The sequence below is a fragment of the Paenibacillus sp. FSL H8-0034 genome, from assembly GCF_038000305.1.
In the GTDB taxonomy this organism is placed as follows: domain Bacteria; phylum Bacillota; class Bacilli; order Paenibacillales; family NBRC-103111; genus Paenibacillus_S.
The window spans coordinates 4,201,567-4,218,797 of the sequence record NZ_JBBOBS010000001.1; the positions used below are offsets into that span (position 1 = coordinate 4,201,567).

The 17,231-nt window shown below is 47.1% G+C and carries 10 protein-coding genes; 9 read left to right on the forward strand and 1 reads right to left on the reverse strand.

The window, feature by feature from the left end; translation table 11 throughout:
• Positions 1–76 precede the first annotated feature (76 nt).
• Positions 77–4,339: a CBM96 family carbohydrate-binding protein gene (locus NST47_RS19040; protein WP_341156516.1), complete on the forward strand. Its 4,263-nt coding sequence runs from the start codon at positions 77–79 to the stop codon at positions 4,337–4,339.
• 125 nt (positions 4,340–4,464) lie between these two features.
• Here NST47_RS19040 and NST47_RS19045 read toward each other — a convergent pair whose 3' ends face one another.
• Positions 4,465–5,850: an MFS transporter gene (locus NST47_RS19045; RefSeq protein WP_341156517.1), complete on the reverse strand. Its 1,386-nt coding sequence runs from the start codon at positions 5,848–5,850 to the stop codon at positions 4,465–4,467.
• A 280-nt stretch (positions 5,851–6,130) separates the two neighbouring features.
• Between NST47_RS19045 and NST47_RS19050 the strand changes: the two genes are divergently transcribed.
• The 8 genes from NST47_RS19050 to NST47_RS19085 all read left to right on the forward strand — a co-directional run bounded on the left by NST47_RS19050 (position 6,131) and on the right by NST47_RS19085 (position 17,049).
• On the forward strand, positions 6,131–6,460 hold the full coding sequence (locus tag NST47_RS19050; RefSeq protein WP_341156518.1) for an ArsR/SmtB family transcription factor: 330 nt from the start codon (positions 6,131–6,133) through the stop codon (positions 6,458–6,460).
• Entirely contained in the window at positions 6,457–6,852 is a 396-nt protein-coding gene (locus NST47_RS19055) for an SRPBCC family protein (protein WP_341156519.1), read from the forward strand. Before NST47_RS19050 ends, NST47_RS19055 begins: the two co-directional genes overlap by 4 nt.
• A 58-nt stretch (positions 6,853–6,910) precedes the next feature.
• Positions 6,911–9,319: an ATP-binding cassette domain-containing protein gene (locus tag NST47_RS19060; RefSeq protein ID WP_445667387.1), complete on the forward strand. Its 2,409-nt coding sequence runs from the start codon at positions 6,911–6,913 to the stop codon at positions 9,317–9,319.
• A gap of 768 nt (positions 9,320–10,087) precedes the next feature.
• The gene (locus NST47_RS19065) at positions 10,088–11,224 is read left to right on the forward strand and encodes an oligogalacturonate lyase family protein (RefSeq protein ID WP_341156521.1); all 1,137 of its coding nucleotides are present in this window, start codon (positions 10,088–10,090) and stop codon (positions 11,222–11,224) included.
• A 394-nt stretch (positions 11,225–11,618) separates the two neighbouring features.
• Positions 11,619–12,257, forward strand: coding sequence for an ABC transporter permease (locus NST47_RS19070; RefSeq protein WP_445667471.1), 639 nt, complete (start codon positions 11,619–11,621; stop codon positions 12,255–12,257).
• Between the two features lie 19 nt (positions 12,258–12,276).
• Positions 12,277–13,149 carry a carbohydrate ABC transporter permease gene (locus NST47_RS19075; protein WP_076228837.1) on the forward strand — a complete coding sequence of 291 codons (873 nt, stop codon included), beginning with the start codon at positions 12,277–12,279 and terminating at the stop codon, positions 13,147–13,149.
• A 50-nt stretch (positions 13,150–13,199) separates the two neighbouring features.
• Positions 13,200–14,729 (forward strand): extracellular solute-binding protein, encoded by a 1,530-nt coding sequence (locus NST47_RS19080; RefSeq protein WP_341156522.1) that lies wholly within the window; start codon positions 13,200–13,202, stop codon positions 14,727–14,729.
• Positions 14,730–14,763: 34 nt separating this feature from the next.
• Positions 14,764–17,049, forward strand: coding sequence for a helix-turn-helix domain-containing protein (locus tag NST47_RS19085; protein WP_341156523.1), 2,286 nt, complete (start codon positions 14,764–14,766; stop codon positions 17,047–17,049).
• Positions 17,050–17,231 lie beyond the last annotated feature (182 nt).

The following is a 17,231-nucleotide window of genomic DNA, read 5'->3' on the forward strand; positions in this document are numbered from 1 at the left end:
GGCGTAACGGAGCGCCCCTCTTGTCATAATACAATGAAAAGGATGATGGGTTATGTGTACATGCATTCATGGGAGGATGCTGAAATTCATTGGCGTGCTTGTCGTCTATATGCTTGCTTTGCCGATGATCATGCTGATGGAACCTGAAAATGTAAACGCTTCACCGAATACGTATTACGTGGCGGTAACGGGAGACGACTTGACGGGAGATGGCAGTTTATTGAGCCCGTGGAGAACGATTCAGAAAGCGGCAAGCATGATGCAGTCTGGAGACATCGCTTTGATTCGGGAAGGAACCTACAGGGAGACCGTAACCCCGCCAAGATCAGGAGTAGAGTCAGCTCCCATTACATTTAAGAGTTATCCGAACGAAAATGTCACTATTAGCGGGGCGGATCCTTTGTCCGGATGGTCATTGGATTCATCAGGAGCGCTCCCGCTGCTGCAAGCGCCAATGGAATGGTCGCTTGGCTCCGGCAACCAGATTTTTATTAACGGTGGGATGGCGGAAATTGCAAGATGGCCGAACAATACAGGGACGCTGTTGGAACCTTCCAGGGCGACGGCGGAAGCGGGGAGCAACACAACCCTAACAGATGGCAGTCTCCCTGCCAATATCGATTGGACCGGAGCGGACATCTGGTTTGCCGGAGGCGCGAGCTGGGTTGGTGATGACAGCGTTGTGACGCAGTACGACCCCGCCTCTCATAAACTGACCTTCACTTCGGTCCGGTCAGCTAACTCGAACTATGACCCGAGAAGTGGGACACCGTATGTTTTATCGGGAATTAAAGCTGCACTGGATGCGGAGAACGAGTGGTGGCTGGATGAACAGAACCGGCGTCTGTTCATTAAGCCGCCTGCGGGGTATGATGCCTCAAATGTAAAGGTTGAGGCGAAAAAGCGAATTTATGGTTTCGACTTGTCTGACCGATCCTATATTCGGCTGGAGGGGCTTCGACTGTTCGCGACAAGCATTAAGACGAACGATCAATCGAATCATCTTGTTATCGACAGGCTCCATGCACAGTATGTGTCTCACAACAGCCGGAACAACAAAGGGAATCCGCTGGAGGAGAATAACGGTTTGACAATGAGGGGCCAGTACAATGAACTTATAAACAGCGAGCTCACCTTCAGCTCGGCCAGCCTTTTGAATGTGAAGGGACAATACAACCAAATCGTTAATAATTATATTCATGACGGCAATTATGCTGGTACATGGAACGGGGTTGTATTCGCCAGCGGAGCCGGACATTATATCGGTTATAACACAGTAACCCGATCGGGCAGAGATGTAATCAAATTGGATGATCCCGCTCGTATGATCGTAGAATACAATGACGTGTCTTACGGCGGTTTAATTACAAAGGACAGCGGGTTGTTCTATACGGCAGCTGATGATGCCCGAAATACCGAAATCCGGTACAATACGTTCCACGATATGTATACACACCTGGGAATGGGAATTTATACGGACAATCAAAGCAGCCATTTTATCATACACCATAACGTCATATGGAATGTACCAAATTCCGATCCCATTCGCCTTAACTCCCCTAGTAATTACAACTTGGTCTATAATAACACAGCTGCGGTCAATACCCTGGGGATGGGCACTTATGCGATCGTGTTCAAAGGAGATATGTATGGGGATCGTATCTTCAACAATATTGTGACCGGAGGCGAGGTGCAATTTGCTGAAGCGTCAGGCTATGTGACCGGCAGCAATCTCATGCTGGGTATCGATCCACAATTTATGAACCCGGATCAATTCGACTTTCGGTTAATGGCGAATTCGTCTGGCATTGATGCAGGAGTAGTTGTCCCCGGTATTACAGACGGGTATGCCGGAGCCGCACCTGATATAGGGGCATACGAATACGGGAAGCCATTATTCAAAACGGGACATGATTTTGCAGCTCCGCCCGTCATTGGAACCGTTGCGTCTATGGTTCCCCCTACCGCTGACCGTGTGACGAATGGCAGCTTCGAGACGAGGACGTTGGAGCCATGGGTGGTAACGAAAGGCCGGGCTCAGCATATTTACGCAGCGGGAGCGGCCTGGTCATCGCAAACTGCGATAACACGCACTCAGAACGGCAGTGCCCAGCTCAGCGGGAGCGTCTCGGAGCTTGAGCAAACAGTGACTGGTTTGACCCCAAACACGCGCTACACGGTATCCCTATGGACCAAAGCTTCGTCCTCTGATTCGGCATCCGTTTTCGGCGTACGGAACTTTGGGGGAGATACGGTGACGAGGATGACGTACGGAACAGAGTGGACGCAGTATAAGTTGGAATTTATTACGGGAACGTCGAACACGTCCGCTGTTGTGTATGTTGCTAAAGAGCCGCTTCCGGGGGCAGGCGACAGTCTGATTGAGCTTGATACCCAGACGCTTCCGACAACAAGCTCTGCATGGCTTGCTTATGACGTGACATCATTCATTCGGGATGAAAGCAATCGGGATGCTGCAGCCAGTCTTACCGTGAGAGGTGCCAACAGCCGGACGACGTTCGCAACGAAACGGACCGGTACGAACCAGCCGAGGCTTGAGGTGATGACAGAGGATTCCGCGACTCCAATGATTATCTATGCGACCAAAAGTGCTGGAGTACGAACCAAGACGGGGACAGATGATGCGAATACAAACTACGGCAATACGACCTCGTTTAATGCAGCGTATTGGAATACCGGTTACCAGGAAGAAATTTATTTGCAATTCCCATTAGGTAATCTGACAGATAAACAAATCACAAGCGTGAAGCTGCTGCTGCGTGCGAGCGGTGCTGCTGCGGATGGAGCTAGTACCACGGTATATGGATTAGCCGAGGACGGATGGAGCGAATCGGCGCTGACCTGGAATAATAAACCTCAGGCGAGTCTGCAGTCCGTATATTACGACGATATTGGTCTTATTGTGCCCTTGGAAGAGCTTCCGGCAGCCGATCTATTGCGCAAAACGATTGTCGATGCACGGTATATATACGTTAAAGCGGAGAGAGAGGGTTTGTTTCCGCAAACGATACTGGACGATTTTAAACAAGCCATCGATGCCGCGCAGTCTATCGTCATGCAAGCATCGTCTACGGATGAACAGCTTAACACGGCGCGCAGTCTGCTTCAATCCAAACAAAAGGCGCTCGATGCCAGAAAACGTCTTTTGGAGGTTATCCAGCTGGAACGCCGAATGATGGATACAACTTCGGAAGGCAGCCTGCCAGGGCAATATCCAGCTTATGCAAGGAGCGATCTTCAACAAGCGGGATCTAGGGCTTACACGCACTTCGGCGATGAAGGGGTGACCTATGAGCAGCTTTTAGTTGAAGAAGCCACGTTGCTGGCCGCGACCCGATTGTACGAGGAAAGGGTTATTTCTACAGAGCTTCCGCTTGTGCCGAAAGTTAACTTTCAGTCGATGCTGGACGATACAGCCGGGTGGTCGGATACGTTCAATGCAGCCGGTGGGTGGAACATTTTCGCCAAGGATATGACGCGATATACCCGTTCCAAATTCGGGGATACGCTGTTTGCCTGGAATATGAGCTACGACTTTGCAAACAATGGGCTGGAGTGGCCGGGTATGCTTATCCGCTCACAGACACCCAATAAGCCGCTCAACCAGGATACGAATTATTTGATTATATTTAAACCGACGGTGTGGGAACTGCAAAAATGGATCGACGGCAAGCAGCAGACGTTTCTTACATTCCCTAACAATCAATTCAACGGCAGCGACTCACGGATTTATGCCGGGGCGGTCAATGTAGAGGGCGGTGTGCGGATCTTGTGTTATGTGAACGGTCTGAAAGTACTGGATATTGTGGACAGGGACAATCCGATTACACAAAGCGGTTATTTTGGATTTGTTTCATCGGGTCAATCGGGCGACATTAAAGCAAAGGCGGGAGAGATGATGCCGGAAGCGGCGCTGCATGGTCCAACCAGATTGAATCTATTGGATGAGCATACCTTCAAGTTACATGCCTACGATGGGAGCTCAACGGTTGGAGGCTCCGTCTATCAATCGGTATACGGAGGAACGCTAAGGCTCAGCTTCGATCCTCAGCTTTTTGATCTGATGGGTGCCGCGACACTGCCGGATCATGCTGCTGCTTCGATATCAGGCGGAGATGGCTTGTACACCATTGATTTTACTACAGTGAATCCCCTTATACAAAATGGAGAGGCACTGCTCAAAATAACGCTTCGAGCCAAAAAAGTGTCGGTCCAAACGGCCATCACCGTTCAAGAGGCTCGGTTCTACAAAACCCCTGACGGGCAGACAGGCGTAAAAGCCTTTCCGTTATCCAAGCGGGTAGAGACAGTACCGTGACTGCACGTAGCGACGTGATGAGTTTCTAGTAGGAATTCAGCATCATTGTTATATTTTAAAAGTCAGGTTCTTGTCATCAATCGATGTCAAGAACCTGATTCCATTCCCGATCAGTCAACCTGACCCTACGACACTTTCAATTGCCCTGACTCTCGGCGCCGCCAACTCATGAATACCAGGAACAATGCAATTACAGAGAGGATAGCCCCAAGTAGTTGAAATCCCCCATCACTGAATTTATCTCCCATTACGATGCTTAGCAATAATGAAGAGAGAATGGTTCCCAGGTATCTCGATGTCATGAATACTCCGGATGCTACACCGATTATTTCTTTTGGAGAACTTTGGAACAAGGCTGCTTGCATACCTACATTGTTCAACCCGTTGCTAATACCGAATGCAGCCAAAGCCAGACACACGCTGATAACCGGTGAAGTTGGATTCAATGTCACGAGCCACACCGATCCAAATGTCATCAGGATTGCAGACAGCAGCAATGCCGGCCGAGGTCCTGATTTATCTATCCATCGTCCTGCTATTGGAGAAACAACGAGCGAGCACAAACCCAAACTTAGCATGAGAATGCCTGTATGGAATTCACTTACATGACGTACCATTTGCAAATAGGATGGAAGCCCGAAAAAGAGCGAGTAATAAAGTACGTTAACGAGTATGAATTCGATATTGACCGAAGTCATTGCAGGATATTTGGCAAATGTGCGTAAAGGAATAAAGGGTGACGTCACTTTTAACTCATGTCGTACAAAAGCGCCCAATGCAACGAGGCCTATCAGCCCGACAATAACATGCTCAAATGAGACATGCCCAGATGATTTTGCTGACAGTAATCCAACGAGTAGGGCAACCAGACCTACTGTGAAGAACAGGATCCCTGATGCATCAATCAATTCAAACCATTTACGAATAGACATGCGCAGTGCAACGGATGCTGGAGGCTCGTCCTTAGGGATATTCCTCCAAGCCAATAGAAAGCTCGTCACCACGAACGGAATATTGACCAAAAAGATAGCAGGCCAATCCCACCAGTGAATCAAGACCCCGCCAATAAAAGGACCAATTGCTGCCGCTCCTGACAGGAATATGGACATAACTGACAGCGCAGACGCTTGTTTCTCCGTAATATGAATTCGCACAATGGCCATTCCTACTGAAACCATCATGCTTGTTCCGATCGCTTGCACAATGCGGAACACAATAAGCCACCCAAAGCTTGGTGACAGTGGGGCTAATAATGAGGCAACGAAGGAAACAATAAGCCCGGCAAGAAATATCCTCTTTCGACCGAATATATCACTGGCCTTTCCCATAACAGGTTGAGCGATGCTGCTTGCAATGTAGAAAGAAAAAATAATCCAGGAAACACCTGGAAAGTCAAGCTGGTACACATTTTGCAGCCTTGAGATAGCAACAGAAATCATCGAAGAATTTAATGGGTTCAATAGCACCCCCAGTCCAACGGATATTAACAACCACCTACTATGAACAATCATTATTGGTCCTCCCCAAAGCGTAATAATATCATCGTACTTGAAGTCTCTTATTTATTCCAACGCATTTTATGTTATGATTTCATTGACTTAAGGGAATGAATGAAAAGCACTTTCTAAAGTGTTGACAAGACACCAAAAGGTGTCCTATAATTGCAAAGACACTAAATGGTGGCGAATTAGGAGTTCTAATTTGTGGGCGCTACGTTCGTAGAGCCGTATACTCTAAAAAGGTTGTGAATTAACGGTTGTCCCTTGGTAATAATATTTAGGAGAAGGTGTTGTGAGCGATAACAACCCGTTGCGGGATGTGTATGACGCGATTGCAGATCCAACTAGGCGCCAGTTGATTCGTCTGTTAGCAGAGGCAGAGGAGATACCGCTTCATGAATTAACAGTTCAGTTTCAAATGGGCCGTACTGCTGTATCCAAGCATTTGACAATTCTTAAAGAGGCCGGGCTGGTGCTTGACCGAAAAGTCGGCAGAGAAACGCGATTTAGGCTAAACGCCTCTCCACTCAGAGAAATTCAAGATTGGGTGGCTTTCTACAGCAAATTCTGGAGTGCGAATATGCTGCGCTTGAACCAACTATTAGAGGAGGATGAAGAATGAGTTTAACATTATCCTTGGATTTTCAGTTCACGTCATCGATTGAAAAGGTTTGGTCCGCCTTAACCGATTCAAGCAAGCTTGCCAAGTGGACCATGGAGAATGATTTTAAGCCTGTCGTAGGACACCGTTTTCAGTTTCGCACGCAGCCGACCGAATGGTGGAATGGAATTATTGACGGTGAGGTGCTTATCGTGGACGCACCAGACCGATTGTCTTATACTTGGGAAAGTGGAGAGAAGCACACGGTGACCTGGACGCTGCAGGATTTAGGGGATGGAAAGGTTAACCTTCATCTCGAACAAACCGGGATCTCAAATGATCAAGCACTCGCAGGCGCTAAGTATGGCTGGAGTAATTGGTTCCGCGAGTTTGAAAAGGTGCTGGAACAATAACCGTCTTTCGGTATTAAACGATAGTTAAATAGCCGAACCTCATAAAACAGATCATTTCATGGTAGTATCTAATGCCCATCAAGTGATCTGTTTTTACACGTATGTCAGCTGTTCTGATTTCAATTTACTTGAGAACGGAAAAACCGCTCTGTCTAAAACGCTCTCTTGCGGTGCTTCATCCGCTAAGGATCTTAATAAGAGTAAAGGAGGACATCTGTTGACCCAAGAATATATTGAAATCCGCGGCGCTCGGGAAAATAACCTTAAAGATGTATCTCTGTGCATTCCCAAGCGTAAAATCACCATATTTACCGGTGTATCCGGTTCCGGCAAATCGTCGATCGTTTTCGATACCATCGCCGCCGAATCCCAGCGTCTGCTGAATGAAAACTTCAGCATGTTCGTCCGCAACTTTCTGCCGCGCATTCCGCAACCGGATGCAGACGCAATCGAAAATCTTAGCATGGCGGTTATCGTCGACCAAAAACGCTTGGGAGGCGGCGCCCACTCGACCATGGGCACGATTACAGATATTGCACCTATACTTCGGCTGTTATATTCACGTGTAGGTCAGCCTTACGCCGGTAATGCCAATGCCTTTTCCTTTAATGATCAGCAAGGCATGTGCCCGGAATGCAGCGGCGTCGGCCGCAAGCTTGGAGTTGACTCGAAGAGAGCGTTGGACATATCCAAATCGCTCAACGAAGGTGCCATCCTGCTTCCAGAGTATGGCGTTGACAGCTGGGATTGGAACATTATTACCCAGTCAGGTTTGTTTGATAATGACAAAAAGCTTGTCGATTATACCGAGTTAGAAATGGAACAGCTTTTGTATGGCAAACCGTATAAAGTTGAAATGCAGGTTGGAGGGAAACCTGTAAAATTTACCTCCGAGGGTATCATTGAGAAGTTCAGCGGCAAGTACATCAAGCGAGATCTCAAAACGAGGCCGGAGCGCACTCAGAAAATGGTAGAGCCGTTTATAACCGAAGGGCCATGCTACCTTTGCCGCGGCGCTCGTCTTAGCCAAGCGGCACTTAGCTGTAAAATCAACGGTAACAATATTGCCGAGCTGTCTTCCATGGAGGTAGGTCGGCTGATTGAGGTCATCAAGGAAATAAAAGATCCGATAGCAGCACCTATGGTTAAAGCGTTAACGGAAAGGTTGCAGCACCTGGTTGATATTGGGTTGGAATATCTCAGCCTCGACCGCGAAACCGACACTTTATCCGGTGGAGAATCACAGCGTGTCAAAATGGTCAAACACTTGAGCGGCAGTCTCGTGGATGTGGTATACATTTTTGATGAGCCGAGCGTTGGCTTGCATCCCCGAGATGTGCACCGGCTTAATGAATTGCTGCAGAAACTGCGCGACAAAGGCAATACTGTCATTGTCGTCGAACACGACCCCGATGTGATTCAAGTAGCCGATCATATAATCGATGTCGGTCCTTTTGCAGGCAGCCGCGGCGGCACCATTGTTTACGAAGGCAGCTATTCGGGACTGCTGCAGACCGATACCCTGACAGGCAAGCATATGAAACAATCGATGCCGCTTAAGGATCATTATCGTCCGGCAACGGGTAAGCTATCTGTCGTAGGCGCCAATCTGCACAACTTGAACAATGTTAGCGTCGATATACCAACGGGTGTATTAACCGTAGTGACAGGCGTTGCTGGCTCAGGCAAAAGCACATTGATCAACGAGGTGTTTTTGCAAAAGCATCCTGATGCGATAGTGATCGATCAGGCAGCTGTGGGCGTTTCGACCCGTTCGAATCCAGCCACGTACACGGGCATCATGGATGATGTGCGCAAAGCCTTTGCATCAGCCAACAAGGTGAAACCCGGCTTGTTCAGCTTTAATTCCACGGGTGCCTGTGAAAACTGCCAAGGTCTTGGTGTTGTTTATACCGAGTTGGCATTTATGGAAACCGTCAAAATAACCTGCGAAATATGCGGCGGCAAACGTTTCAAAGAGGAGGTACTCGCATACAAACTGGGCGATAAATCGATCGCCGATGTGCTGGAGATGACCGTACAACAAGCCCTCTCTTTTTTTGATATCAAAGAAGTTGTGCGCAAGCTGCAGGCGATGAGTGATGTGGGACTGGATTATTTGACACTCGGCCAGCCGCTCAGCACACTATCAGGCGGTGAGTGCCAACGTATCAAGCTGGCCAGCGAGCTGCATAAAAAGGGGAGTATTTACGTTATGGACGAGCCGACGACCGGGCTGCATATGTCGGATATCGCCCATCTGCTTGCTATCATGAATCGTCTTGTAGATGCGGGAAATACTGTCATTGTGATCGAACATAACCTGGATGTGATCAGAAACGCCGATTGGATCATAGATATGGGTCCCGAAGGCGGCAGCAATGGCGGTAAAGTCATATTCGAGGGCACGCCAAAACAGCTTTTAAGCGCAGAACATTCACTAACAAGCAAGTATTTGAGCAGGTGATTGATATTCGGAGTGTCCTTCGTCCACCAACAAGCTATAGCGCAATAACAACAGGCCGCTGGCTTACTCAAGGTCACTGAAAAAGTCTAAATAAACAGGGTACTTTACCTCCGGTTCGAGGAAGTGTATCCTGTTTTCCTGTTTAATGAAGTCTTTAATTTCAGGTGACGTCCTAGCAGCGATGAATATATTGCATAAATAAAACGAAATGATTACATTTTTCTTGATGAGCTTATGCCAAAGAATAAATAATGATTCCATGCTGTTTAGGGAATGTCTTTGTTGAGCAGTTTTTGGACTACCATTATTTACCGATCTGCGTATGTGTGGAGAAGCCCTACCAAATATCTCGGACGGACGAATAGTTGAGGGCGGCTATGAAGCAGGTATAGGTATAACTGTGACAGCTTAATTGATTATGGATTAACTTGTCCTGATATACATTGATCTTATATAGTCATGGTTCGCTCATTGCGGATTTATGGCTTTTTTTATTTGGATTTATATAAGATTCACTAAGTAGCGGACGCACAGCTTCTTTGATTCCATTCATGGGGGACTGCGGCACGTATAGGAGAAGGACAGAGTTCTGCCTATGGTTATTCCACCGAAAAACCTTGCCACAGCACGGTTCTGTAATATCCTGAACAAATGAATATAGACTGATATCCGTTTGGAGAACTAGAATGAACACAGCAAGTCAAGAAGCTTAAACATAGTAGATGGAGCAGGTGGTGTATTGTGAAAGGGCATGTATCTTATTCAACGATGATCGAGGGAACGGACGACTTGACGGGTGTCGAGATGGTTCAACTTACTGACAGTATTGGGGATACGTACCATCCCTATTTTACCAAAACATTAATTGACGCGGAGAATCAGTATATCCTGTTGGCCTCTAACCGAAGCGGAGCCATGCAATTGTACACAATGCGGTTCGCGGATGGACAAATGGTACAGCTCACGGATGAAACGGATATTTATCCGTTCAGCTCGGTGCTGGATGCACAGCATCATATCGTGTATTACTTTGCGGGCCGCGTCCTCAAGAGTGTCCGTCTCGATACGCTGGAAGCCGAGGCTCTGATGGAAATTCCCCCAGGCTTCAAACCCAGCGATTTATCCATCGATAACGCCGGTCAATATCTTGCTTTTTCTTATGTGGAAGTAATTGAGGTTTGTACGCAAACCAGCAAAATTTATTCGGAAATGAGGGAAAAGTATTTTCGCAGGCCGACAAGTATCGTCATCCGGTACGATCTGACTAAGAAGTCGTCGCTTGTGTTATGGGGAGATCAGCAATGGATCTCGCATGTCAATATCAGTCCAACCGATCCGAATGTCGTGTTATTTTGCCATGAAGGGCCGTGGCTCCAAGTTCACAGAATGTGGACCGCGCGAGTAGACCACGACAAAGTATATCCCCTCATCGATCAAAAGGTGAATTTGGAGCGGATCGGCCACGAATTTTTCACTGCAAGCGGCAGAGTCGGCGCCCAATATTCGTACAGAGATCAGGTAGGCGAGGAATTCTACAAACATGGCGATATCTTCGTGAACACGGACGGCTCGGATGAGCGCAGATATTATTATCCTTATACCCGTCCATCCCACGTTCAAATGAATTATGCGGAAAACTTAGGGATCGGCGACCGGGCGCCTATTCGCAAGGATATGAAGGATCACGGCAATTTTTTAGCACTGCTTAAATATGAAGGTGAGTCCGTTGAGGTCGGCTTGCTCTGCGCTCACGGTACGTCCTGGAAGAGTCAAATGTCGCACCCGCATCCGATTTTCACAAGGGATGATAAGTATGTGATCTTCTCATCTGAACGAAATGGCCGCACCAATGTATATAAAGCCCGTGTGGATTGGGATAAGACCATTAAAAGTGACAAGTCATGAACATTTCCTTGGACCGTATCAGAGAACTAACTATATATTTCAGGTTAAGGAGTGAATCATCTTGGCTGTCTACAATCATCCGGCCGATACAAATGTAAAACCAATCAAAGCAGCAAGGGTGATAAGTACAAAGGGCAAGCTGCGGAAGATTAAGATGGACCGCTGGTTGTATCTGATGCTGCTGCCTGGCATTATCTATTTCCTATTATTTAAGTACGGACCGATGTGGGGGATTGTAATCGCCTTTCAGGACTACTCTCCATTTCAAGGCATGACCGGCAGCAGCTGGGTAGGCATGAAACATTTTATTCGTTTGTTCAGTGATCCTACTTTCTTCGTTCTGCTGAGGAATACCTTGCTGCTTTCGCTAATGAATATAGCGTTCGTCTTCCCGATGCCCATTGTAGTGGCGCTTCTACTGAATGAGCTTCGCACAGAGAAGTTCAAAAAGGTGATCCAGACCTTGATCTATATTCCGCATTTCATGTCTTGGGTCATTATTATCGGAATGTTTTTTGTTATCTTCGAGATGCAGGATGGTGTGTTTCAGAAGATGATAGCTTCGGTGGGATTACAAAAGTTCACCTTTATGATGAATCCCGAGCTGTTCCGGCCGACCTATATCATTCAGGCCATCTGGAGGGATACCGGATGGGGAACCATTATTTACTTGGCGGCACTCGCCGGTGTAGACCCGCAGCTGTACGAGGCTTCCCGGATTGACGGAGCAGGCCGGATGCGTCAGCTGTGGCATATAACGCTGCCGTGCATACGCAGTACGATCGTTATTCTGCTCATATTAAAGATTGGCGATATTTTGGAGTTGGGCTTCGACCATGTGTTTCTGCTGCTCAATCCGCTGAACCGGGATGTTGCCGAAATTTTCGACACCTATGTGTATACGATAGGGATCGTGCAAGGATCATTTAGCTATTCCACAGCGGTTGGCCTGTTCAAATCCTTCATTGGCCTAGTGCTTGTTCTGATTGCAAACGAGCTGTCCAAGAAATTTGGAGAAGAAGGAATTATCTAGAAGAAAGGAGCAGCCGGTCATGAAATCTCATTCCTTTGGCAGCCGATTGTTCGACTACTGTAACTATGTTTTGCTGTCGCTGTTCGCTTTGACAACTACAGTGCCGTTTATTCATATTGTCGCTACATCGTTTGCTTCCGAGCATGATGTATTAAGTAAGGACTTCGTATTGTTTCCTACTGAATTTTCACTCAGCGCCTATCGCATCATATTTGGTAATGACCGGATCGTGCAAAGCCTGCTGGTAACAGTATTCATCACGGTGGTCGGTACATTGATCAATATTATTTTTACCTCCATTATGGCTTACCCGCTGTCACGCCGGGATTTAATCGGCCGTAAAGCGCTTATGATCATGATCCTGTTCACACTACTGTTTGGGGGAGGCATGATCCCGGCTTTCTTGCTCATCAAGGCGCTTGGTCTGCTGAACTCGTTCTGGGCTTTATTGCTTCCAGGTGCGATCAGCGTGTTTAACTTGATTATTCTTAAAAATTTCTTTCAGCAGTTGCCCGATGGGCTGGAGGAATCCGCCAAAATTGACGGAGCCAATGATCTGGTTATTTTGTTCCGGCTGGTACTGCCGCTTTCCTTGCCGGCAATCGCCACCTTCAGCTTATTTTATGCCGTAGGTCACTGGAACACCTTTATGGCAGCGGTGCTGTATATCAACGATTCGGAAAAATGGCCCATTCAAGTTCTGCTTCGTTCCATCGTTATGCTCTCGCAGGGCTGGCTCGATAATCCTGAGGCAGCAGCAGATCAAGCGGTCCCTCCGGAAACGGTAAAGATGGCTGTTATTACGGTGGCTACTCTACCGATTCTATGTGTATATCCATTTCTGCAAAAGCACTTTGCTAAAGGGGTGATGCTCGGCTCAGTGAAAGGCTAATCATCATGCAGTATAATTGAAATCATACAAATCAGGAGGTCAAACAATAAATGAATACTTTTACTTTCAAGCACATTACAGCAGCAGCTATTGCGGCAGCATTAACAGGTACTCTGCTGGCTGGTTGCGGGACAGGTGCCGACAATGTAGGTTCTAAACCGGCAGCGGGCGGGAAGGCGGCAGCAGTGAGTACGCCTACCACGATCAAGATTATGGCTCAGGTTACAGGAGATCCGCCAAAGGACGATAATCCGATCAAGCTGGAGATGGAGAAGCTGACGAATACAAAGCTTGACTTTACTTGGGTGCCAGCAACAGCCTACAATGACAAGTTTAATGCGACACTGGCCTCAGGCGAGCTGCCTCAGGTCATGTTGACCAACACAGGACGGGCGCCGAATGTTATTAATGCCGTTAGAGCCGGAGCCTTCTGGGAAATTGGCCCATACCTCAAGCAATTTCCAAATCTCAGCAAGTTAAATCCTAATGTATTGAACGGTGTCAGCTATGATGGTAAGATATACCTGCTCCCCAGGTTCCGTGATTCTGCTAGGCACATCATCGCGTACCGTAAGGACTGGATGAAGAACCTAGGTTTGCAGGAGCCAAAGACACTGGACGATCTTTACAATATGGCGAAAGCGTTTACGGATCAGGACCCGGATAAAAATGGTAAGAACGATACCGTAGGTTATACAGAATACAGTGCGCTGGATGCTTTAACTCGCGATATTTCCATTTATTATGGCGGACCTATGTCCAACGGAATCATGAACGATCAGGTGGTTCCGAATTTCTTAACCCCTGAATATTTGGAAGGACTCAAGTTTTACCGTAAGCTCTATGCTGACAAAGCCATGAATCAGGATTTTGCCCTTCTGAACGGCCCGCAGCAGACGGAAATGATGGTCAAAGGGAAAGCGGGAATTATTATTGCGGTTGACAGTACGGTGAAGCTCATTCAGAAGGATGGCGCTAAGCTCGATCCGAAGCTGGAGATTGGTTATCTTCAAGGGCTGCCTGGATCCAAAGGCTTGAGAGCTTCCTCCACTGGCGGTGCCTTGGGCGGATATTTCTTCTCCAAGAGCACGATCAAGACCGAAGCAGAACTGCTCAAGATTCTTGACTTCTTCGACAAACTGTCGACTCCTGAAGGTATGACCCTTGCCTATCGTGGTATAAAAGATACGGACTACAAGATGGAAGGCCAGAAAGTAGTACAGAATGAGACTTTGTCTGACGTATCTAAAGCTGGCATTAACGCTTTCAGCCAGCTCGCCGTTGCTCATGCGAATGTAGGATTGCCGCTGAAGCAGGAGCCGCTTGATGAATTGGTTGGTAATCTGGTAGCAGCGAACGAGAAAATTGCTGTATATGATGTTGCCAGCTCGCTGATCTCTGCTACGAAGTCCGAGAAAGGACCGGAGCTCGACAAAATCAAAAATGATGCTCAAGTGAAGTTCATTATGGGACAGATTGATGAAGCAGGCTATAATAAGGCAATTGAAAATTGGCGTAAAGCGGGCGGCGATAAGATCATTGCTGAATTCACTGCGGAATACAAGAAAGCAGCTAAATAATTTTTAGAGTTGCAGCATCCAAGGGGGACTATCTATGAATTTCCGTAAAATGACCTATCTGAATAAACTTCTTGTGTACGGATTCCTCCTTGGTGTTGTACCACTGGCCATTCTTGGATTTTTATCCTACTTCAGAGCTTCAACTACGATCCAACAGTATGTAGAAGTCGGTAATTTACAAATCTTGAAGCACAGTCAGTTAGCTATTGAACAAAATATGAAGACCGTCGAGACATCGCTTGCGGCGTATCTCAGCACTTCATCAGGCACGGATTTGTACAATATACCGCTCGATTATAATAAATATGAACCGTTCAACAGGCTTGAAACAAGCATGCGCCAGCTGCAGGTCTATGAGCTTGGCGTATTTGATGTAACGATGTATAACATGCAATATCAATGGAGAGTAAACAATACGGGGATTGTGACGTTTCAGAATAAAGCTGAAGAGCTGAGGCCATATGCGGAATTTCTAAATTCATCTCTGAATTCCACCTGGACTAGAAATGAGCATGGCATCCGGTTCCTAAAGAAAAGTCAGTTGTATGTTCCTAATCCATCTATACTCATTGTTGTGGACATCCCCTTTTCCCATCTGAACATGCTGCTGCTGCGCACGAACCCGCTGGGAAGCACGGCCATTCTTGATGGCAGCATGAACCTGCTCATTGGACAGGATCAGGGTACCGTACAAAAGCTGCTTGTCGATCAGGCAATAAAGAAACAACTGACGAACCATACGGAGACAGAGGGCCAACTCCTCATCAAGCACAATGATGAGACGTATGGGATTACTTTTCTACGCTCGAGCTATACAGGATGGTACTATTTGGCCGCAGCATCTATTGATGAAATAACACAAGAATCAAAGTCCATTGGTCGTTTTACCTGGTGGACATGTTCCGCCATCTTGCTGCTTATTCTGTTCGCTGCGTGGTTCGGCTCCAACAATATGTACCGTCCTATACGCTCATTGCATAATGTCTTGCTCGGACAGGGTGAAAAGCTTCGAGGTCCGGATAACAGCAAGGAGGATCATATCCAGCAGATCGGACAAGGCGTGTATCGTCTCTTGGACCGAGAGAAGATAATGTCAAGCCAAATTGAAGGCTATACGGCTCAACTGGAAGCATTTTTCGTACAGAAACTCATATTGGGAGATGTACATAAACGTGAAATCAACGAGAAGCTCTCTATGTTCGGCTATGCAGTGGAGTGGAAGCAAATAACGGTCATGGCTGTCGAGATAGATACACTGGAAGGGACACGCTATAGCCGCAACGATCAGGATTTACTGCTCTTTGCCATCAGCAATATGGTGAGTGAGCTCATTCCGCTCCCCTACAGGCTCATACCCATCGTAACCAGCAACTGCCAACTGAACGTATTGGGTACAAATATAGAAGATTATAAGATGTGGAGTGGCGAGCTCCAGCTGTGGGCAGAAGCTGTACAGAAAGCGGCGGCGACTTACTTGGACGTTACCGTAAGCATTGCCTTTAGTCTGCCTGTGGAGCAATGGACAGATATTCCAAGAGCTTATCATGAGACGGAGGAAGCGCTGAATTATCGGGTTAGATTGGGCAATGAGGCGATTATTTACAGCGAGGATGTGGTATCGGGTCCCGTTGAAACGATGCATTATCCTTTGAAGCTGGAACAAGAGCTGCTGATCTCGATCAAAAGTGGATATCGTATCCAAGCCGAGGAGAAGCTGCGGGAATTCATGCAGGAGCTGGTCCAGCCTCCGTTCCACTTTCAGGAATATCAGCTTTCCTTATTCCGGATTTTGACGGAAATCAGCGGCTTGCTCCAAGCTGAGGGAATCCCGCTGGGACAGCTTGTCAATGGGGAGGCCCCGCTAATCGAGCAAATGTCGGGACTTCGGACTGTGGAAGAAATGGAGGAGTGGTTCCTGCATAAGCTGATTATTCCGGTGATTACCAGTTTGGAGGAAAGACGAAGCTCACAATTTCAGAAAATATCTAAGGCTGTTATTCAAATGATTCATGAAGACTTCGATATCGATCTGACGTTGGAGATGTGCGCTTCCAAAATTCATTATCACCCGCATTACGTCAGTAAAATATTTCGGCAGGAAACGGGTGTTAACTTCAGCGAATATCTCTTGAAGCATCGCCTGGAAATGGCTAAAGGCTGGTTAACCGATACCAATATGACGGTCACTGAAATCGCTGAGAAGCTGAAGTACACGAGCCCGACCAATTTTATACGTTACTTCCGTAAGATTGAAGGAATTACACCGGGTCAGTTCCGTGAGAGAAATGCTGGAACGGTCTCACCCCAACAGAATGAGTAGGCTTACAGCGCTGCCTTGGTGAAGGCAGCGCTGTTTTGTTGCAGCAGTCTGTAATTTTCCATAACGAATAGATTCAAGTTAACAATAGAATAGGGTAGAAAAGCACAATCTTTACTCCTGCCGTGGAAACCACTGTTTCTGAATAAATGAATATAGACGGATATCAATTTACGAAGCTACAA